Below are 21,994 nucleotides of genomic sequence, written 5' to 3' on the forward strand. Positions count from 1 at the left end.
AGAAAATCATTTATAGGCAGCCATCCTCAGGAATCCTCCAGACAAGGAGGATGTCATACGTGTTGGAAATCCCGGAGAGCTTTTTTAAAGATGAAGTCAGACATGGCTTTCTTGTTCCTGAAGAGATGAAGCGTGCCTGGGCGTCAGAGATGAAAGTCCTTGATATGCTCATGGATTTTTGTAATAAAAATGATCTCAGGTGTTTCGCAGAATACGGAACACTTCTTGGTGCTGTCCGCCATAAAGGCTTTATCCCCTGGGATGACGATATCGATGTATGCATGCTAAGACCTGATTTTAACTATCTTTTAGAGCATGCAGATGAACTACCTCCATCTATCAGGATTCAGAGCATTTATTCTTCTAATATGTTCCACACCTTTAAAGCACTTGCAACTAACAATCTTGGCGGAAAGCTGACCTATAGCAAGGAGCGCATGGACGAATTCTACGGATGTCCATATGTAGTTGGACTTGATATCTATCCCCTTGACTATGTTCCAAGAGATCCTGGCAATGCCAAAATGCAAAAGCTCATTTACCAGCTTGCCTACAAGATGTTGTATATGTGCATTGATCTTGAGAATATATATGATGATCAGATCAATACAACAACTGAGAACAATATATGCCTTCTTGATCTTGCTAATGCGGATAATATCCCTATAGAGAATAAGCGTGAATTCCTAACAGGAATAACAGAACTTGCCGATATACTAAAAAGATACTTCGGTAATTCTTTTGTCCTTAGTGAAAAGGGCCCGATCCGTAATCAGCTTTGCAGGCTGTGCGAGGCCCTGGCTCAGCTTTTTGATGAAAGTGAATCAGATACTGTTTCGTATTATCCTTACATTGCCACTGATGACATTCCGTCCTGGCGTAAAAAGGAGTGGTATGAGGATACGCTTTGGTATCCCTTCGAGACTATGAGCGTTCTGGGTGTCATGAACTACGATGAGTGGCTTTCGCATAATTATGGTCCTAACTGGTATATACCGGTGAAAGGAACACAGGTCCATGACTACCCGTTCTATAAGAGCCAGAAAGAGTATTTTGAGATGATAGGAGCCATGTGACTGAGGTTGAAATAATACAGACTCCATTAGCTATTCATTTTACTTGTACTGTGAGGTTATGATGAAAAGAATATTATACTATACCGACGTATTACCTCTTTTATCTAAAAAAGAAGCTGCCCTGGATAAGATTCAAAGAAACCTTGAGATCTTTTCTTCTAACTCAGATAAGATAAGGGTTATCTGGCATCCATATGAAAAATGCGAAGAATATATGAAGCTCAACCACTTTGAGCTTATGGACCAGTATCAGAAGATCGTTGAAGATTTTAAGAACGGCAGCTTTGGAGAGTTTGATGAAACTAGTGACCTTAAGGCGCTTACAGATTCCTGCGACGCATATTATGGCGATTATTCTGATGCGGTTTATTTCATGCAGGAAAGTAAGAAGCCAGTAATGATCCAGAATATTGATGTATAAAGAAATTGTTTTTTGAGCAGATTTTTTTATTCATAATATGAGGCTTTTGTTGAGTATATATCACATGGTCTGTAATCAGGTGAATCTGTTGGAGGCACTATATGGAACTGATGGCTTCTATGATGTGTGCAGATTTCAGTAATCTTGAAAGAGAAGTAAGAGCTCTGGAAGAAGCGGGCATAGATTCTTTTCATATAGACATTATGGACGGACATTATGTCCCTAATTTTGCCATGTCCTTAAATGACCTCAAATTTATTGCAAGATTGACCAGAAAGCCGCTGGATGTACACCTTATGGTAGAACATCCAAGTCATACCATAGACCTTTTTCTTGAAGTGATGCGCCCGGGAGATACTGTATACATCCATCCCGAGGCAGAATATCACGTATCCACCACCCTGCAGAAGATAATGAGTGCCAGGATGATCCCTGGAATCGCGGTAAATCCCGGAACCAGTGTGGAAACTGTGTATGAAATGCTCAGAATAGTAGATAAGGTTCTTGTAATGAGCGTAAATCCAGGCAACGCCGGTCAGATGTTTCTTCCATACGTTGGAGAAAAGATTCCCAAGTTTGAGGAGCTCAAAGCTGAGATGAACTTCAAGCTCTATTGGGACGGTGCGTGTACAGCAGAGAGAGTCAAAAAATATGCTCATCGTGGAATAGATGGATTTGTCCTTGGAACATCACTTCTATTCGGGCATGATAAGTCTTACACAGAACTTATTAAAGAAGTCAGGGCACTTGCGTAAAGCAATATACATGAAGCAAACTATTTTACAAGCTGGCCATAGAAGAGAAGTTCAGGAGTTTCGCTGTCTGTGAGGATCATGTATGTAAATGGCTGGTCTGCTGTGAATTCTTTTACTTCTTCGATCTCTGCGCAGCCGGCTTTCATGATAATGGCTGTGGCAGCAGCTGCTCTGACGCCCTTTTCATCAACGTCGATCTTAGTCTTCTGGATGATGTCAGTTATAAAAAGGTCCATCTCATCACTCATGATAGAGAAGTCAGCATCTTCGTTGAAGGCAGATGTTGCGCCGCGGTCCATGCAAAAACCGATGAGCTCGTTCTGGCTGAAAGATGTTTCTGTAACAAATTTAGGTATACTTACAGCAACATCTTCATAAGAAGCTTCAGACATCTTGTCCATTACTCCTGTAGCATCGCCTAAGATAAATACAGCATTTATACCGCCGTTCATAGGAAGAACTACAAATTTGCAATCATCATCTTCGTAATACAAAAACTCTTCTTGCTGGTTCATGAAGTCTTTGGATACTGTATCTCCGAAAATAGTTGTAAAGTCGCCTTCTTCTGTACAGTATTCATCAAAATCATTTTTCCATGAGGCTTTAAGATACAAAGTATTGATCAATATAAGATCGGAAGCTGATAAGTCATCACTGATTGATCGAATAAGACCATCTGTATTTTCATCGATCCAGTCATTGACTGCGTTTGTGATCTTATCAGATGAGACGTTATTGGCAGCAGCATTAAAGTTCTTGGCTACATAATCCATATAATCCTGAGAAAGCTCGCCGGTTGCGTTTGTAGTGTTACGCCATATGGAATTCTCAAGGTCAAAGACTCCACTTGGCTTTGAAGCACCATCGCCGTAATCTTCTCTGTTCTCTTTAAAATCTTTCTGGGCATCTTTGAGCCATTCATTATACTTGTCCACAGATTCGGTTACGCTTACGTACCATGCTACAAGTTCGTTCATGTCATTAAATCCCATGGCATGCAATAGTTCTTCTTTGGTAGCGTTGTCAGCGCCAACGATAGCAAGTGCCATGGCAGCTCTGTAGGAAGTTGGGGATATCATGTAGTTTTCTTCGGCGAAGCCGTTTTGTTCGATATATGAAATAAGTGCACTGTTAAAGTCTGCATTGCTGCTAGCTAGAGTCTCGGCTGATACATTGGACGGATTATATTCATTGGTAATATCAGGGGCGTTCGATATACCTGATGAGTTGGGGGCGCCACTTGCTGTCCTTATATCGGGACTGGAACAGCCTGTTATAAGATTTGAAACAGTTACTATTGAAAGAAGTGTTGATACGATTCTTTTTTTCATGACTTTAATGGTCTCCTTTGTGTTTTGATGTTTGTTGTAATCTATTTGATGATTGTTATTGACGTTTTAATGTTTGTGATTATTCTTTTTGATCGCCTTCAATATATGTGACGGGAATAATATCGTCAAGGTCACACATGGAACAAAAATTTTATGGCTGGGGGAGAAATTGCAATATTGTGCTGGATTCTACTTAATGTTGATTTTAAAGTGAGATTAAGTAGAATCCAAACTTATATTTTGTTGAAAAATGCATAATTGCGTGCTAGACTTTACTTAAAGTGGTAAATAATTAGAGATTAAGTAAAGTCGGAGGCTATTATGCTTGTTGGAAGAAAAAAGGAACTGGATATTCTTAATAAAGCGGTTACAGATGAGTATTCGCACTTTATAGCAGTATACGGAAGACGCAGAATTGGTAAGACCTTCCTTATAAGAGAAGCCTTTGGATATAGATTTACCTTTCAACATTCAGGTTTGTCTGAAGGAGGTTTGCAGGAGCAGATATTTGCTTTTGAGTCTTCTATAAAAGATGCAGGACTTGAAGTTAAGAAAAAGAGAAAGAATTGGCTTGAAGCATTTGAAGATTTGAAAGACGTAATCAGAGCTTCGACCGAAAAGAAAAAAGTAATATTTATAGACGAATTGTCCTGGATGGATACTCCTAATAGTGACCTTTTAGTTGCGCTGGAGAACTTTTGGAATGGATGGGCATCAGCAAGAAAAGATGTGGTTCTGATAGTATGTGCATCAGCTACATCGTGGATGATATCTAAAGTAATTCATAACAAAGGCGGATTGTATAATAGGCTTACGGAGCAAATTCATCTGGAACAGTTTACGCTTGCAGAATGTGAAGAGTGCGTCAAAGCAAATGGAATAGTATTTACAAGAAATCAGATACTTCAGTGCTACATGATCTTTGGAGGCATTCCTTATTATTGGGGCTTTTTGCAGAAAGGGCTGAGCCTGCAGCAGAATATTGACGCGATCTTTTTTGCCAAAAATGCACCACTTAAAGATGAATACAAATATTTGTACGCTTCCATTTATAAGAATCCAACGGTACACCAAAAGATAATTGAGACTCTTGGTAAGAAAAAGGTTGGAATGACAAGAGAAGAGATAATAGAAGGATCAGGACTTATCAACTCTGGAGATCTTACTGTAAAGCTTGAAGAATTGGAAAGTTGTGGTTTCATTCGGAAGTATTATTCTTTTGGAATGAAAAAGAAAAATGCAGTGTATCAGCTGATAGACAATTTCACTCTTTTCTATCACCAATTTATTTCAAAGGAACCCAATGATGAACACTTTTGGTCCAATCAGATCAATACTCCGGCAGTTAATACCTGGCAAGGACTGGCTTTTGAGAGGGTGTGCCTCGAACATATAGACCAGATCAAAAAGAAGCTTGGAATATTAGGCGTCTATACAGATATTAATTCATGGTACTGCAAAAAAGATGATTCTAAGGGAATACGAGGTGCGCAGATAGACCTGCTGATAGTTAGAAAGGATCAGGTCATAAATCTGTGTGAAATGAAGTATGCAAATTCAGAATACACTTTATCAGAGTCTGATGATGCCAATATAAGAAATAAGATAGCGTCTTTTGTTGAAAGTACAAAGACAAAATACGCGATATTTCCAACACTTATAACGGTATATGGTCTTGTTGAAAATGCTTATGCGGGTAATGTTCAGTCGGTGGTTACAGTAGATGATCTGTTTGGGTGATTAGTGCAATCGCGGGATACTGTTTAGATTGAATGTAATACAACACTATATAACGCACTAAAATAATTGGAATAACATAAAAATAGTGATAAAATAAAATATATACACATATTTAGGAAATGCAAAGTACTACTGAACTTTGACAAGTTCATGCTTTACATTAGGGATGTTGTGTAGTGCTTAAACTCACAATGATTATGAATTATGGGCGGAAGATGGTGTGACAGCGTGGGCAAAGAAGTATTGGATTAGTATATGATGAGTTTGAAATAGAATTAGATTCTTTTTGGATTAAAAGTAAATAATTAGTATTTATAAGGATGAGAACTCCCGATGTAAGGTATGGAACTTATGTCGGGAGTTTTTTATATTTCAGAAAGGATAGGAAAATATAAGATGAAGTATGCGTTAATCGGATGTGGAAGAATATCACCAAATCATATTGCTGCAGCTCAGAATAATAATCTTGAGATTGTGGCCATATGTGATATTGATGAAGCGTGTATGGAAGATAAGGCTTTAAAATTTAAACTTCCAGATACCGTTAAGCGTTATACCGATTATATAGAACTTCTGGAAAACGAAAAACCAGAGCTAGTAGCCATCTGCACAGAAAGTGGTAAGCATGCCAAAATTGCCATTGATTGCATAAAAAGAGATGTTAATTGCATCATAGAAAAACCAATTGCTCTTTCTATTGCGGATGCAGATGCAATTATAAATGCAGCAATTAAGCACCATATAAAAGTTTGTGCATGCCATCAGAATCGTTTTAACAGATCGGTTCAAATCATACGCGAAGCGATAGATATGAATCGATTTGGAAGATTGTTTTATGGTACTGCACATGTTAGGTGGGCAAGAAATCATGAGTACTATGACCGCGCATCTTGGAGAGGAACTTGGGAACAGGATGGTGGAGCGCTCATGAATCAGTGCATTCATAACATTGATCTTCTCAGATGGATGATGGGAAGCGACATCACAGAAGTAGTTGGCATGACTGATCGTCTTAATCATGATTATATTGAAGCTGAAGATCTTGGTATTGCTCTTGTAAAGTTTAAAAATGGCAGTTATGGAATTATAGAAGGTACGACTGATGTGTATCCCAAAAATCTTGAAGAGACCCTTTATATATTTGGCGAAAAAGGTACGGTAAAAGCTGGAGGAATATCCGTAAACGTAATAGAAGAGTGGAGATTTTCAGATTTACTGGATGATCCTAATGAGGTAAAAAAGAGATTTCACGAGAATCCACCTAATGTTTATGGTTATGGCCATACACCGCTGTATGCAGATATGATACATGCAATAGAACAGGATAGACAGCCGTATGTTACGGCGATGGAAGGTAAAAAGGCATTGGAACTGGTTTTGGCAATCTATAAATCAGCAGCAGAAGGTGGAGTAGTAAAACTTCCACTAACTGAGTGCTCCACAATGGACTTTGTAGGGAGATTCAAATAATAGATGCAATTTCGAGATTTAAATAGACAATACAATCACATAAAGAGTGACATCGATAAAAGAATACAAACTGTAATCGATTCGACAACCTTTATTCAGGGAAAAGAGGTAAAAGAACTCGAAGAGAAACTGGCAGATTGTGTAGGTGTTAAGCATTGCGTCTCTTGTGCAAATGGGACAGATGCATTACAACTTGCACTTATGGCGTGGGGGATTGGGCCTGGCGATGCTGTATTTGTTCCTGATTTCACCTTCTTTTCATCTGGCGAAGTGGTTTCAGTTGTCGGTGCGACTCCAATTTTTGTTGATGTAAGAAAAGATACATTTAATATTGATGTCAATTCCTTGGAGTATCAGATACAGAAAATCAAAGATACAGGGGAGCTTGTTCCAAGAGTTGTTATTGCAGTGGATCTCTTCGGACTTCCGGCTGATTATGAAGCAATCAAAAATATTTGCCTAAAGCATGAGCTTCTACTACTTGAAGATGGTGCGCAAGGCTTTGGAGGAAAAATTGGCGAAAAGAGAGCCTGCTCATTTGGGGATATTTCTACAACCAGTTTCTTTCCTGCTAAACCACTGGGATGCTATGGAGATGGTGGAGCAATATTCACGGATAATGATGAATGGGCAGCGCTTATCAGATCCTATTGCGTTCATGGAAAAGGCGATAATAAATATGACAATGTTAGGATCGGAATGAACTCCCGACTTGATTCTATACAGGCGGCTGTCTTAAATGCGAAGCTTCCAATATTTATAAATGAAGAACTTGATAAAGCGCAGGAAATAGCAAATATATATACAGCAGCGTTAGCAGACGTAGTCAGGACGCCAGTTATTGCTAAGAATTATTATTCGAGCTGGGCGCAATATACAATACAGCTAAGTGATAAAAAAGAACGCGATGGTCTTCAGGTTTATTTAAAAGAAAAAGGTATTCCCTCAATGATTTATTATCAAAAGCCTATGCACAGACAGTTGGCTTTTTCTAACTATAAATATGATGATAAAGGTTTTACGTGTAGTAAAAAGCTCGCTGATACGGTTTTGTCAATTCCATTCCATCCATATCTGACAAGCGACGAGATTGAATATATTGTTGAAGAAATCAAAAAATTTCATGAGTCATGATAAAACGGGAGATGGATAATGAGTGGATTAAACATTTTGATATATGGCATTGATAGATATACAGAATATATTATTACATCGATTAAACCACAAAATAGTATTATTGGAATTAGTGATAGCTTTTCTGACCTTGATAGTTTTGGTTCGATACCATTTATAAAAGACATAAATGCCATAACATTTGACTATATAGTGATAACAGCGAGAGACCGGGGAGTTCGAGATAGCATAATTAAAACAATAGATAATAAGGGGATTTCAAAAGAAAAAATAATCTCTTTTTTTGAGATTTTTCATGAAGATAAAATAAGTAAGGTTATGCGTTTAAATATGCATACAAAATATGACGGTGTGATAATCGGCCTTAGTCATGCAGCATACGGAATCAACCCTAAGTATTTAAGCGGGAACTGGGTTAACTTAGCTACTACATCAGAGGACATATACTATCATAATGAGGTATTAAAGAAATGTTTTTATTTGTATAAGCGTAACTTTGATGCGCTTAAATATATTATTATCGATATGTATGATTATTCATTCTTCTCCGTTGATACTAGTATGAGTGCATTTGCTTTGCCCTATTGGATATTTGGAGGGGTGCCGGATATTCATAATTACAACTTGAATTTTTGCTACGGTAATGATATAGATGCTGAATTGGCAGAAAAATTTAAAGAATATCCAGCTTATTATCCCTATAGAAAAGAAGAAGAACTAATTAAGAGAAGTTGCGTTTTTGATGAAGAGAAAGTATTTATGAGCATAGGGAAATACTATAGTGATATTGGTCCTATGGGATTGGGATATGAGGATTTTCCTAATGAGTTTTCGAATAGTGGGCATATAGAGAAAGTTCCCAAAGTATCAGCAAAGTTACTTCTAAGATCATCTTTAAACGATAAGAGGTACAAGAAGACAGAAAAAGAGAATTATATAATTTTTAAAGAGATGATCGAGAGAATTAAGACTGAGGCGCCTCAAACTAAAGTAATACTGACATTGATTCCTAGATATAGGATTATTGAGGATATTCATGCTGAGAATAAGCACATGATATCTGAAAAAAGAAATTTATAAGAATTATGGAAGAGTTTGTTGATGGAGGAACAATATATTATTTGGATTTAAAATCTGAAAAAAGGATATCAAGTAATTACTATTTATGGAGAGATGAGCAACATGTAAATTATCAAGGATCAATTGCTTTAACATCGATATTTGATAAGTATTTAAGCGATTTGTAAATATTTGTTTTTTTAAGGAAAGGTAAATCAGTATGAGTGATAGTATTCGAAATTACTGCATTACTAGTGGAACTATTATTGATGACTATATGTGGTTTTGCTCTGCATGGTACAATTTTCTGTTTAAATTTAATATGGTAACACATGAGATAGAAGATGTTTTTCGTTTGCCTATAGGAACTAATGGTAGGCCTTCTTCTATTGCTTACATGTATAGTGATTACCATGTAGTTTACATGGTTACAAACGATAATCCTAATAAGCTTATTAAATGTGACACTAGCTTAAATTATATGGAATTGATTAATATATCGTTGGGAAACAACATTTGGGGGAATTATTCTGATGAAGACAAAGAATTTGTGTTTTTGCCTAGCGTGGAGAAAAAACAGATCGTATGTATTAGAAAGAAAGACTTTAGTGTTGAGACACATCAAATTGAGTGTGGAGGTAAAGGAATTCAAATTATCAAGAAAATAAGTGATGGATTTGTGATATTGGAAACAGGGGTCGGAGACGTTGTAGTTTTGAATAAGGATTATCAGTTGCAAAAACGTATTTCAAAAAAACCGAATGGTTTTAAAATAGCATACAATAAGTATTATCCAGGGATTGGTATAGCATATATAGACAATGAGGTGATTGTGTTTCCGAGATATTCAAATATGATATTTTCAATAAATCTATCAACTCAAGAAGTAAGACAAAGAGGAGAAATCATAAATAATTATTATTCAAGTGGAGAAGGACCTAACTATTCTTATGTCTTACAGCTTGAAGATTACATATGGCTATATTCAAACCGGGATAACGAATGGATTATATATAATAAAAAATTGGATGAAATTGAAAGAATACATATGAGACTGTCTCAGAAAGTTAGGGATGTGTTGAATAATATAAATCTGTTAGAAGGGATCGAGCATGTGTCACAGATTTTCACAGAATCAAAACAGATATATACGTTAGAAAACTATATTAGATCGATAGGCATTTGCGAATAGAGAGGCAATGTTCATGAAGTTAGCTGTGTATGGATATACAGAATATGGTATACGAATACTTTATAAATTGCTGGAGAAGAAGGATGTAGATCAAGTTATATTTGTTGATAATAATGTGAGCAAAATTGGCACTAAGACAGATAATATTGGTGTGGTTTCGTTATATTCTTTTCTTCGAATGTATCAGCAAAAGGAAATACTTAAAATAATTATTCCTGATTATTCACTAAGTACCATACGTTCTATGAAAAATGATTTAAGAAAAAATGGAGTCAAGGCAGAAGATGTATTGATTGTTGAAACTAAGAGCTTCATAGAAAAACTCGAGGGACTTGTTAAATTTTCAGATTATAAGTGTTATAAAGTGCCGTTTGTGCAATACTTATCTTTTGAAGCGTCGGAAAAATGTAATTTGAATTGTAAACGGTGTGACCATTTCTCAAACCTAATAGATAATGATAATCAAGAAAGCGCGGATGAATTTACGCATGATTTGGAATTATTATCTTCGAAAATTGAAAGAATAGGAACATTTTCATTTCTTGGTGGAGAACCATTACTAAATACAGATTTATATAAGCTGATTTATGTGGTTAAAAGCTATTATCCAGATACGCAAATTATAGTTTTGACAAATGGTCTTTTATTAAAACAGATTTCTACTGAACTTGTTCAGGCAATAAAAGAGACACAGACAATAGTTAGGATGACGCTATACCCACCAATGAAAGATAAGATTGATGATATCGTTCAATTTATGAGAAATAAGGAAATAAAGTTTGAACTCAGTAAAGCCGTAGATGAATTTTGGACGCAATTAAATATAGAAGGGAACTCAGATTCGCATAAAATGTTAAATAAATGTGTTAATTCAGACTGTTTTGTTCTGAAAAAAGGAAAATTGGCTAAATGCCCTATCACAATGAATATTAGCATATTTAATAATTATTTTAGAACCGAAATCCCACAAGATGTTTTAGATTTATCAGATGATAGCATTACACCAGAAGTAATTCACGAATATTTATATAATCCAATTAAAACTTGCGCGTATTGTGGGCGAGAAAAGTATTATGAGTGGGAAAGAACAAGTGGCAAAGTAAAAGTTGAAGAAATGCTTTGTGCAGACAAGATTGTTTAGATGGAGACTAGCGATGATTGATATTGTGATATTTGGATATGGATACTATGGGACTATATTAGCAAAAAGAATAAAAGATGATCCTAGATATAATTTAATTGGATTTGCGGATAATTCCAAATATAAACAAGGAAATTATACATATGGTCATAAGATAATGAGCATTAAAGAAGTATCTGATATTAAGGGTGTTTCTGTAATTATAGCTTCAATTCAGCACTACAATGAAATTATCAAAGAATGTATAGAATATAATGTCAGAATAGAAGGCGTGTTTTTAGATAATAGGATTAAAAAATATCCATGGGCAACTTTCGAAAAATTGGATTTAAGTAAGGATATTACTCTCTATGCAGGAGACATTAATGATGATGTGCATCTAAACAATGATAATTTATTTGGGCTTTCAATAACACAAAACGACGATAAGCATATAGCTCATGATGTAACAAAACCTTACCCGCTACCTAACGCATGTATTGCTTCTTATGAGTCTGAATGCGTATTTGAACTCATAGGAGAGGAAAATGTTTTGCCAGCCCTTAACGAAATATATAGAATTTTAAGACCAGGTGGAAAACTTAGACTATCAGTTCCAGATTATTATAGTCCCTTTTTAAAAAACAGAGCTATGACAGATAAAAATGGAAAAATTCTATATGATGCCGGAGAAACTTATGCAATAAAATATGGGAAGACCGGTTTGATTGGAGGCAGCATATGGTATACGAATTATGATGTTTTAAAAGAAAAGATAGAAAAAACAAAATTCAAGTATGTTGATTGGCTTTGTTATCATTCAATGGACGGGATTTTACATAAAAAAGAAATCGATTTGTCAAAGGGTTATCTACATCGTGTCAATAATGAATCAAGCAAAGATGTATATTGCATAGTCGTGGACTTGTATAAGGATAAGTATGAATAAAGTAGTAATATTGTACTATCACAGAATAAATGAGCAAAAAACTGATTATAATTTGACTAATGTAAGTCCCGGTAATTTTGAAGCGCAGTTGAAAATGTTGCTAGAAAAATATGATCTTATATCGATTTATGATATATATGATGGATCAGCCTTTAAGAGAGACAGAAATGCAGTGGCAATTACCTTTGATGATGGGTATAAAGATGTATTTAATAATGCTGTGCCTTTGTTAGAATCGATGGAGATTAATTATACATGCCTCATTACAACACAAAATATCTGGGGAGGAGATGAAAACTGGACTGATGTTGTTACACGAGTTGCATTTGAGCCAGAAGTTTTTCACGAGGAGTGTAAATTAATAATTGATGGTGAACAAAAAGTATTCATGACGGATTGCCTTGAAAATAGGGTTGCATTCTATAGAGCACTTCAGCAAATATACAAGACTTCATCATGTGAAGAATGGAATGAAATATCAATTAAGATTCGTGAATGGGCGGGGATTCGGAATAGCGTACGTAGTTCTTATAGAATAATGGATATAGATGATATTAAAAGAATTAAGGAACGGGGTGGGATTATTGGAGCTCATACTGTATCACATCCTTATTTGTCTTGCCTGAATGAAAGAGAAATAGAATATGAAGTTAGTGAATCAAAAAAAACACTCGAGAAAATAACTGGTGAAAAAGTTGATATTTTTTCTTATCCTTTTGGAGATGCCCCTAAAAAAGTTCGGTCAGTTTTAGATACATGTGGATACAAAATAGCAATGACTTCTAATAAAGGGGTGGTTACTAAGAACTCAGATGTAATGTATTTGCCTAGAATAGGAGTGAAAGACTGGTCAATTCATGATTTTGGAAATGTATTAGAAGATGCGTTTAGATAATAGGAAGAATCGAATGAAGAGAAAATGCATAATATTTGGAGCGGGAAAATATTTTGAATCATATATATCTATTATAGAAGAGAAGTATCAAGTAATAGCTGTGACTGACAATAATTCTTCTTTAGTTGGGACCGATAAGTGTGGATATATTATAGCTTCTGTTAATGACATAAAGTTGTACGAATACGACACAGTCCTAATATGTATGCGCGAACCCAAGACTGTACAGCGGCAATTGATTTCGATGGGGGTTACAAAAATTTCTTTGTTTGTGGAACCAGGATTAATCTATAGTTACGGCGAATCGGATATAGCTAATGAAATAAGAGAATATAATACGCCTTATAAGAGCAATGATGTACAGGAACATGTTTTGTTTGCACAGATTAATCCATGCACAAGAACGCATAAATTCGCTGAATTGCTTAATAGAAATGGAATAAAGTGTTCACTTGCATATTTTGGAAAGATGTCGGAACAAGCGCGAAAGGCATTAACATATTATGAGCAGGTTATCCACTTTTTTTCTTATACAGATTTTTTGGAATATGTAAAAAATAGCGATTATGATCTGATTCATTGTTCTAATGAACCAGATATATTGATTTCTTTAATTGGCGGATGTGGTAAACCTGTTGTACACGATTGCCATGATTTTATATCATTACGAGATAATCTGAATGCTGAGAATATGGCTTTAGAGTATGTTGCAAATACAAAAAGTGATGGATTTATATATGCAAGTAAGATGTGTATGGAAATGGCAATTGAAAGGTACCATACAGATCGGAGAAAGGCAATATATCTTGAAAATCGCCCATCTATCGATGCGTTACCCAAAAAGAAACTGACGAAGCTAAGTTCTATTGATGGCAAGATTCATTGTGTTTATGAAGGAGGTTTGTCGGATGATTGTAATCATTTTCGCTTCTTTGAAGAACAGTGGAAATTGCTGGCATCGTTAGGGATTCATGTGCACTTTTATACACAGTTCAAGGAGAGCTATTGTCAAAAAATTGATTCTTTAAGTGAGTTTATTCATTATGAAGGCAATGCTGATATCTATGAGTTGATACAGACCATGACACAATATGATGTAGGGTTATGTACATTTATTGAATTACCATGCTATAAAGTGAAATTAGATACGACTAGCTCTAACAAATTATTTGAATACTTAGCAGCAGGATTACCGATTGCCGCTAGTGATCACTTATTTCATAGAAATTATATTGAGAAATATGGGGTTGGAAGGATTATTAACTGGAATGAAGATGTGTTGGAACAGTTCAATAAAGTGTCAAAAATAGAGATAGCAGACGACTTTGTTAAGCACAATAGGCTTACGATGGAAGATCAAGCAGAAGCATTAATAGGATTATATAGAAAGCTTATTAAGTAATTGAGATATTTAGTAAATTAAGAAAAAATTTTGGAAAGGTATAATGGAAAAGATTGCAACAATTGTTGGGGCACGTCCCCAGTTTATAAAAACTGCAGTGATTTCTCCAAAACTCCGGAATCATTATCAGGAAGTATTGATTCATACTGGACAGCATTATGACTACAATATGTCTGAACAATTTTTTGAGGAATTAAATATTCCATTCCCGGATTATAATCTAGGTATATCGGGTGGAACACATGCCGAAATGACAGGCAGGATGCTGATCGAAATAGAAAAGGTATTGATTAATGAAAAACCAGACGGTGTTTTGGTTTATGGAGATACTAATTCAACTTTGGCAGCAGCTCTGGCGGCGGCAAAATTGCATATACCTATTTGTCATATTGAAGCAGGAGTAAGAACTCATAGTATTACAAATCCGGAGGAAATTAACAGAATTTGTACTGACCACGTGTCGACCTTGCTATTGGCATGTACTGATGCAGGAGTTAAAGAATTGGAGAAAGAAGGACTTTCTGATAAAACATTTCTAGTCGGAGATCCAATGTACGATGTATACGTTAAGTATAGTGGAAATATGAATGTTGGAGATGTTTATCTTACTCAGCTTGGCAGTTCTGACAAGATTGAAGTACCTGAGAAGTATTTTTATATAACATGTCATAGAGAAGAAAATACTAGTGATAAGTCGATTACTGAGATTTTTAAGGCTATGGAATCTATGGGAGAAAAAACAATATTTCCCGTTCACCCGAGGAACAGGGAGCGTGTGCTTAGAATAATTAATGATTATGGATTTAAGGATATTGTTGTAGTTGAGCCTGTGGGTTATTTGGAAAGTATGGCTCTTGTCAGGAACTGCATAAAAGTCGTTACAGATTCTGGCGGACTTCAGAGAGAGGCTTTCTTTGCAAAAAAGCAATGCGTGACAGTTTTGAATTTTGTTTGTTGGCCGGAAACGATGATAGGAAATATGAATCAGTTAGCAAGACCCGATGCTGAAGATATTATAGATAAACTAAGCAAAGATATGGTAATAGATAGCAACTATCAGCCTTTTGGTGATGGAAATGCGGCAAATAAAATAATTATGGCATTACAAAGTGGTTTTTAGAAAGTTTTGTAGAAAAATGGCCGATTTATAAAGTACTGGTGAAATGTTTATGAGAAATGAATTAAAAGAAATAAATGGATACTATGTTCATCCAACTGTTTGTATTGATGAAGACGTTAAAATAGGAAAAGAAACAAAAATCTGGCATTTTTCGCATATTCAGTCAGGAGCAAAGATTGGCGAAAAATGTGTCTTCGGACAGAATGTTAATGTGTCTAATAATGTGATAATAGGTAATGGGGTCAAAATTCAGAACAATGTATCTGTGTATGAAGGCGTAGAGCTTGAGGATTATGTCTTTTGTGGCCCATCAATGGTTTTTACAAATGATCTTACGCCAAGGGCTAGAATGCCGAAAGGACATGAATGTTATCACAATACCCGGGTGAAACATGATGCCTCTATTGGGGCTAATAGCACAATAGTGTGCGGATGTACTATAGGTGAGTATGCTATGATAGCAGCGGGGGCGGTGGTTACACATGATGTTGCACCATATGCTCTCGTTGCGGGAATACCTGCAAAACAAATTGGGTGGGTGTGTGAATGTGGGAAGGTACTAGGAAGCAAGTACATTTGTCCAGATTGCGGAAAAAAATATTTATTAATTAATGGCATGCTTAGAAGTACTTATGTGAATGGTGAAAAGTAGGAGTATTCTTCTCCAAAAACAGAAACTCATATCAGAAAAATGGTAATAGATAAGTCGTTAGCGTGGATGAGGTAATCCCATATGTTGCATGGCAAGAAGATAATTGTATTTGGGGCTTCAGAAAATGGATTGTACGCTTGTAAATATCTTTCTAAAAATAATGAAGTTTTATTTGTGTGCGACAATAGTGAGATGAAGTGGTGGAATCGTCTTGGAGATTATGACGTGAGACCTCCTCAAAAAATACTGGAAAGAAAAGATGCAATAGTGGTAATAGCACTTGTTAAAAGATATAATGAGGTTGCTTTTCAATTGTATGGAATGGGAATAAATAATATATGGCATTTTGCTCAGTACTTAAATCTTGTATCAAGAAAAAGAGAATTCGTATTAAGAAAATTGCCGAGAGAAGTTCCGGTATATATTTTTGATAAACTTGAAAAAATAGACAGTACTTCAAATAAATCTGTTCATTCATACACCAAAAATGTTCTAATATGTGCAAACTATTTTCCACCAATAGGTGGAAGTGGAGTTCAAAGAGCTTTGAAGTTTGCAAAATATCTAAGTAAGTTTGGATACACACCAATAGTTGTTACCAAGGGGAATTGTGAAACTATTCTACCCATAGATCTCAGTTTTTTAGATGAAATAAAAGATGTTAAGATAATTAGAATTCAAGAAAAACCTTACTATCCTGAAGAAGTGTCTTTTGACGATATCAAGCTATTTTCAAATTTACTATATTCAATTGGTTTGGATCGAAAATGGATAGAAGACTATTTTACCATATTAAGAGATAAGTGGGAGTTTTTACCAGATAACGATGTAACCTGGTTTTTCGACTGTGCTAAAGAGATTGAGAAGTTAGTTGATTTTAATAACATTTCTATTGTTTTTTCAACCATAGGTCCGTACTCTTCTGCGCTATTTGGAGCATATATTAAATTGAAGTATGGAATAAAGTGGGTCCTAGATTACAGAGATCCGTGGTGTCTCGATGATGATACCATGAAACTTTTTTATAGTTTCAGGATGGGTAGACGTGATTTTGAAAAGAAAATGGAAGTGGCGTTACTTAACAATGCGGATTATGTGACTTCTATAGCAGAGGTTATATGTAAAAATTTCTTAGATATAATACCGACGATAAGAACAAAGTGTATAACTAACGGATATGACGAAGAAGATTTTTGTGTAAAAATAAATGATTGCGATGAAAGCAAGACATTTAAGCTGGTTCATAACGGCTCTTTTTATTCTCATTTTGAAATTTGTCCGTTATTGGAATTGGTAAATGAACTAATTGATGAAGGCAAGGTAAATGCTAATAATTTTCAATTTGTATTTAATGGCAGTGATCCAACAAAAATAGATGGATTAGTGGATTTGGACAAATATGACATAGTTAGTTTTAGTGGTTATTTACCACATTCAGAAAGCATAAAAACAATACTGAAAGCCAACGTGTTAGTCATATTTGGTGCATATGGTAAAGGGGCGTATTTAATATATTCAGGTAAGGTATTTGAATATTTAAGAACAGGAGTACCAATCCTTTCTATTTCTAGTCCATATGGAGTTCATTATGAAATGATTGAAAAACATGATCGTGGTATCACAGCGACCATGAAAGACAAAGAAAAGATAAAATCATTCATAGTAGAGAAATACAATGCTTGGCAGAAGGATGGATTAAGTCAAATAAAAGAGCCTGATGATTATGTGAGGTCTTTTAGTAGAGAGGGGTTAACCAAGCAACTGGCAGAAGTGTTTGATGAAGTACTGGAAATAGAATAAGTATAGCTTGTCTACAAGGAGCTGTATAGCATGAGAGTATATATCTATGGAAGGGGTCTTGGGTTTAAATATGTTAAGAGGTGTTTGCTTGAACAGGTTGAGATAATTGCCTACATAGATAACTATGCTCAAGATAAGGTTAGTGGTGATGGAATATCTATCATAAAGAAAGATGAGTTGTTACAGGATTTTGATTTTATAATAATCACCCTTATGAAATATGAAGTAGTGCGCAGTGACCTACTGAAGCAAGGAATAGGACGGCAAAGAATAATAAGCTTCTTTGATCGGGAAGATGCAGAAAAAGATATATTTTATTCGGTTCTTGACTCGCACAGATGGAAATCTGAACTTATGTGGAAATATCAACAGGAAGTTGAAATTCCCAGAGCAGATAATGCATATTATGAGGCGAATGCCAAGGAATTGGAAGAGCGCTACGAGCTGCCAACAATAATAGATGTCGACAAAACAATAGATATCCTGATTGGTGAGGAGAAAAGTCTTACGCGATTTGGCGATGGAGAGTTTGAAATGATGTTTGGGCGTAACAGACCCAGATTTCAGGTTCTTGATAAAAAGCTTGGCAATAGACTTTGTGAGGCTTTACAAAAATCATTACCAAACCTCATGATAGCTATTGCTGATAACTATGGTGACTTGAGCAAGTATACAGATGAGGCTGCAGACGCCATAAGACACTACATGTCTCCTGAAGTTAGGAAGAACCATATGTCGTTACTTGATATGCATAGGTGTTATTACGATGCTTACCTTTCTAGGCCATATTATATATATCGTGATAAATCATTCGGTGTAATAAAACGGAAGTTTGATCATATTAAGGAAATATGGTCAGGTAAAGATGTGCTAATTGTTGAAGGCGAGCATACCAGGTTTGGAGTCAGCAATGATTTAATGGATGGAGCAACAAGTGTTGTTCGGCTTTTAGTCCCTGACAAAAATGCATTTTCAAAATATGACGCTATTATTGAAGCAACGAAAAAATATGGTTATAAAAGATTGATAATATGCGTTATAGGGCCTACAGCTACGATTCTTGTATTTGATTTGGCTAAAATGGGGTATAGAGCAATTGATATAGGTCAGTTGGATACTGAGTATGAGTGGTTCTTACGAGAAGCGAAAGACAAGTGTGATGTTAGTTATAAAACGGTAAGTGAATTTATTGATAAAGAAGTATATGAAGATATTTCAGAACCATATAAATCAATATATGAAGAGCAGATTGTTGAAATCATAAAATAAGCGGTAAGTATGGAAAAAATAATAATCTTTGGAACAGGGGATATCTATAAAAAAACATATAACTATCTGTTGGGAAAAGATATTAAGATTATGAACTTGTCAGATAATGACAAAGCTAAGTGGGGGAAGAGTATAGACAACGTAAGCATAATCCCTCCAACAGATATATGTAATCAAGAATTTGACGCAATAGTTATATGTGTAGGGGATATCTATTACGAAGAAGTCTATCACCAGCTATGTAATGATTTACGAATACCTGTAGAAAAGATTAGACATTGGACATATTGGATGCGTAAGGAATTACTCGATTTTTACCATTCTCGTGAATTATGCGATGATAATGCGATTAAAGTTATTGATAACATAGAAAAGAATGACAAGCTAGGCGTATTTAATTATGATTTTGTTGAGTTACATAGCCGTGCAGAGTGCCACTTCGATGATTCTTGCGGTATGTACTATGGATTATATCAAGGGAAGCGTTTATATCTGAATAGGAATTATAAAACCAAGAGGCAAGCGGAACACTATATAAAATATCTGAATATTGAACAGGATGAAAAATCACCACATAGATATTTGGATGAAAACTTTACGTTTGATGGTGGAATAGTTTTGGATGCGGGTGCTGCAGAGGGTAATTTTACACTGGAAATAATTGAAAAAGCTGAAAAAGCAATATTAGTAGAAGCAGACAGTGACTGGAATGAAGCATTATTGAAGACATTTGAACCTTGGAAGGAGAAGATTATTATAATTAACAAATACCTATCAGATATGGATGATAGTTCACATGTCAGTATAAATAGTCTTACAAAAGAGCATAATATTAAATTTGTTAAGATGGACATAGAAGGGGCGGAGGTGGATGCTCTAAAAGGCGGTAATGATTTTTTTAATAGAGTAGATTGTTTGAAAATGGTTGTATGTGCATATCATAATAATGACGATGAGGTAAAAATAAGAAATATATTACAACCTTATAGTTTTGTAATGCAAAATACTAAGGGATATATGGTTTTTGTTGATAATTTACAGCAAGAACCAAGGTTGGTACATGGAATTCTGAGAGCTGAAATTAGCAATTAATGATTGCTCTGAAGTATAGGAAATTTAATGATTCTTATGGTTGTTTTTGCGACAAGTTTTAAATTATACTGCTGAATATTTGATTCAGAATAGGATTTAGTGAAAAAATGAATAGGATTTCAAATTGCTGCTTCTTTAATTGTCTACAAAATTATACAAAAGTTATAGTCTGGAGCCACTCAATTATCGGAGACTATCTATATGATCTGATAGTTGATGCCTATCCGGATCTTCCAGTAATTCTTGCAGATAATGATAGTAATAAACAAGTAGAATATAAAAATCAAAAAGTAGTATCTTTGGACGAAGCATTAGAGAAATTACCAGATGCCATAGTAGTAATTGCAAGCTTCAGTAACGAAAAGGTGATGCGGGAAATCCTAATAAACAAAGGTGTTCCAAGCGAAAGAATCCTGTATGGAGTTACGAAAGAGAGCTTGATGCATGAGATACAAGTGCTCTGGGCTCAGAAATGCAAAAAGCTTGATAAATTACAATTTGAAGTTGATCTTGCTATGCATTGCAATCTTGATTGTAACTGTTGCTCTCAGTTTGCACCATTAGCAGAAACTGAGTTTGTTAATGTAGAGCAATTGAAAAAAGATTTTAAGAGACTGGGAGAGTTATTTGATGGAACAGCAGAGAGAATATATTTAATTGGTGGAGAACCGTTACTGCATAAAGAAGTGACGGAATGTATGTGTATTGCGCGTAATAATTTTCAAGATTCAGAGATAGATCTTTTTACCAATGGATTGTTACTTAAAAAGATGAACGATGAATTTTGGAGTATTTGTCGAGACAAGCAAATAGGCATAATCGTTACACGTTATCCCATAGGGGTTAACTATGATGAATTGAAGTCATATGTTCAAGGAAAAGATGTACCGTTTCAATTTGCAGGAACTTCCAAAGATTATAAGTATATGAGTAATATAGGGGTAGATGTTGAAGGGAAACAAAATCCTGAAGATAGTTTTATTCATTGCTATGAGGCTAATAATTGCATAAAGCTACGCGATGGAAGGTTATATACGTGTACAAGACCTGCAGCAATTTATAAATTCAATAAGTATTTCAATATGGATTTACAAGTTTCAAAAGAAGATTCAATAGATATCTATAGTGCTCAAGATGCAGATGAAATCCTGGATTTTTTAAGACACCCCATACCTTTTTGCAGATATTGTAATCAGAATGAACATAGGGTCGCTCGAGAGTGGACACATACAACTAGAAGTTTAGATGAATGGACGTGACTATATACACAATTCATCTAAATTTAAAGTTGCTGAGAAATTTTTGAGAATTAAAATTACTCCTGGTATCGAGTCACTCGACAAAACTATATCGAGTCTGTCGAGTCCATAGAGTACCTTGCCCATGGAATATTTACTATATGTATTTAATTAATTCTATAAATAATCAATAAAATATTGGCTTCAGAGTATGCACAGTTTTTGGCTATAACGAAAATGTGATAAAATATAAATGTCACAGTCCAACACATGCGAGGG

The 21,994-nt window shown here is 35.2% G+C and carries 20 protein-coding genes; 19 read left to right on the plus strand and 1 reads right to left on the minus strand.

Features of this window, described 5'->3' with window-relative positions; translation table 11 throughout:
• Window positions 1-59: 59 nt before the first annotated feature.
• The 3 genes from WAA20_RS03210 to WAA20_RS03220 all read left to right on the plus strand — a co-directional run bounded on the left by WAA20_RS03210 (window position 60) and on the right by WAA20_RS03220 (window position 2,252).
• Window positions 60-1,076: a LicD family protein gene (locus tag WAA20_RS03210; protein WP_167562700.1), complete on the plus strand. Its 1,017-nt coding sequence runs from the start codon at window positions 60-62 to the stop codon at window positions 1,074-1,076.
• A 61-nt stretch (window positions 1,077-1,137) separates the two neighbouring features.
• Window positions 1,138-1,497: a hypothetical protein gene (locus WAA20_RS03215; RefSeq protein WP_073387160.1), complete on the plus strand. Its 360-nt coding sequence runs from the start codon at window positions 1,138-1,140 to the stop codon at window positions 1,495-1,497.
• A 101-nt stretch (window positions 1,498-1,598) separates the two neighbouring features.
• A complete protein-coding gene (locus tag WAA20_RS03220) occupies window positions 1,599-2,252 on the plus strand; it encodes a ribulose-phosphate 3-epimerase (RefSeq protein ID WP_073387158.1) in 654 nt (217 codons plus the stop codon).
• A gap of 20 nt (window positions 2,253-2,272) precedes the next feature.
• On the opposite strand, the gene WAA20_RS03225 is transcribed toward WAA20_RS03220, so the two are convergent.
• Window positions 2,273-3,583 carry a serpin family protein gene (locus tag WAA20_RS03225; protein ID WP_073387157.1) on the minus strand — a complete coding sequence of 437 codons (1,311 nt, stop codon included), beginning with the start codon at window positions 3,581-3,583 and terminating at the stop codon, window positions 2,273-2,275.
• Window positions 3,584-3,904: 321 nt separating this feature from the next.
• Between WAA20_RS03225 and WAA20_RS03230 the strand changes: the two genes are divergently transcribed.
• The 16 genes from WAA20_RS03230 to WAA20_RS03305 all read left to right on the plus strand — a co-directional run bounded on the left by WAA20_RS03230 (window position 3,905) and on the right by WAA20_RS03305 (window position 21,736).
• Window positions 3,905-5,323, plus strand: coding sequence for an ATP-binding protein (locus WAA20_RS03230; RefSeq protein WP_073387155.1), 1,419 nt, complete (start codon window positions 3,905-3,907; stop codon window positions 5,321-5,323).
• A 396-nt stretch (window positions 5,324-5,719) separates the two neighbouring features.
• Window positions 5,720-6,793, plus strand: coding sequence for a Gfo/Idh/MocA family oxidoreductase (locus WAA20_RS03235; RefSeq protein ID WP_073387263.1), 1,074 nt, complete (start codon window positions 5,720-5,722; stop codon window positions 6,791-6,793).
• 3 nt (window positions 6,794-6,796) lie between these two features.
• On the plus strand, window positions 6,797-7,927 hold the full coding sequence (locus WAA20_RS03240; protein ID WP_073387153.1) for a DegT/DnrJ/EryC1/StrS family aminotransferase: 1,131 nt from the start codon (window positions 6,797-6,799) through the stop codon (window positions 7,925-7,927).
• 18 nt (window positions 7,928-7,945) lie between these two features.
• Window positions 7,946-9,007, plus strand: coding sequence for a hypothetical protein (locus WAA20_RS03245; RefSeq protein WP_338802181.1), 1,062 nt, complete (start codon window positions 7,946-7,948; stop codon window positions 9,005-9,007).
• 5 nt (window positions 9,008-9,012) lie between these two features.
• Entirely contained in the window at window positions 9,013-9,174 is a 162-nt protein-coding gene (locus WAA20_RS03250) for a hypothetical protein (RefSeq protein WP_338802182.1), read from the plus strand.
• A gap of 32 nt (window positions 9,175-9,206) precedes the next feature.
• Entirely contained in the window at window positions 9,207-10,178 is a 972-nt protein-coding gene (locus tag WAA20_RS03255; protein WP_073387150.1) for a hypothetical protein, read from the plus strand.
• Window positions 10,179-10,191: 13 nt separating this feature from the next.
• Complete coding sequence (locus WAA20_RS03260) at window positions 10,192-11,319, plus strand: radical SAM protein (protein WP_073387149.1); 1,128 nt, start codon at window positions 10,192-10,194, stop codon at window positions 11,317-11,319.
• 13 nt (window positions 11,320-11,332) lie between these two features.
• Window positions 11,333-12,247 carry a hypothetical protein gene (locus tag WAA20_RS03265; RefSeq protein ID WP_027207422.1) on the plus strand — a complete coding sequence of 305 codons (915 nt, stop codon included), beginning with the start codon at window positions 11,333-11,335 and terminating at the stop codon, window positions 12,245-12,247.
• A complete protein-coding gene (locus WAA20_RS03270) occupies window positions 12,240-13,142 on the plus strand; it encodes a polysaccharide deacetylase family protein (protein WP_073387147.1) in 903 nt (300 codons plus the stop codon). The genes WAA20_RS03265 and WAA20_RS03270 overlap by 8 nt, the downstream gene beginning before the upstream one ends.
• Before the next feature lie 13 nt (window positions 13,143-13,155).
• Window positions 13,156-14,544, plus strand: a complete 1,389-nt coding sequence (locus WAA20_RS03275) for a glycosyltransferase (protein WP_073387146.1) — start codon at window positions 13,156-13,158, stop codon at window positions 14,542-14,544.
• 43 nt (window positions 14,545-14,587) lie between these two features.
• Window positions 14,588-15,664, plus strand: coding sequence for a non-hydrolyzing UDP-N-acetylglucosamine 2-epimerase (wecB, locus tag WAA20_RS03280; RefSeq protein ID WP_073387144.1), 1,077 nt, complete (start codon window positions 14,588-14,590; stop codon window positions 15,662-15,664).
• 49 nt (window positions 15,665-15,713) lie between these two features.
• Entirely contained in the window at window positions 15,714-16,316 is a 603-nt protein-coding gene (locus WAA20_RS03285; protein WP_034485682.1) for an acyltransferase, read from the plus strand.
• An 81-nt stretch (window positions 16,317-16,397) separates the two neighbouring features.
• Window positions 16,398-18,116: a hypothetical protein gene (locus WAA20_RS03290; protein ID WP_073387143.1), complete on the plus strand. Its 1,719-nt coding sequence runs from the start codon at window positions 16,398-16,400 to the stop codon at window positions 18,114-18,116.
• Between the two features lie 30 nt (window positions 18,117-18,146).
• Window positions 18,147-19,385 (plus strand): GT-D fold domain-containing glycosyltransferase, encoded by a 1,239-nt coding sequence (locus WAA20_RS03295; RefSeq protein WP_073387141.1) that lies wholly within the window; start codon window positions 18,147-18,149, stop codon window positions 19,383-19,385.
• A 9-nt stretch (window positions 19,386-19,394) separates the two neighbouring features.
• Window positions 19,395-20,477, plus strand: coding sequence for an FkbM family methyltransferase (locus WAA20_RS03300; protein WP_073387140.1), 1,083 nt, complete (start codon window positions 19,395-19,397; stop codon window positions 20,475-20,477).
• Window positions 20,478-20,584: 107 nt separating this feature from the next.
• Window positions 20,585-21,736: a radical SAM protein gene (locus WAA20_RS03305; RefSeq protein ID WP_073387138.1), complete on the plus strand. Its 1,152-nt coding sequence runs from the start codon at window positions 20,585-20,587 to the stop codon at window positions 21,734-21,736.
• Window positions 21,737-21,994: the final 258 nt, after the last annotated feature.

Origin of the sequence: Butyrivibrio fibrisolvens (assembly GCF_037113525.1) — a bacterium.
GTDB lineage: Bacteria > Bacillota > Clostridia > Lachnospirales > Lachnospiraceae > Butyrivibrio > Butyrivibrio fibrisolvens.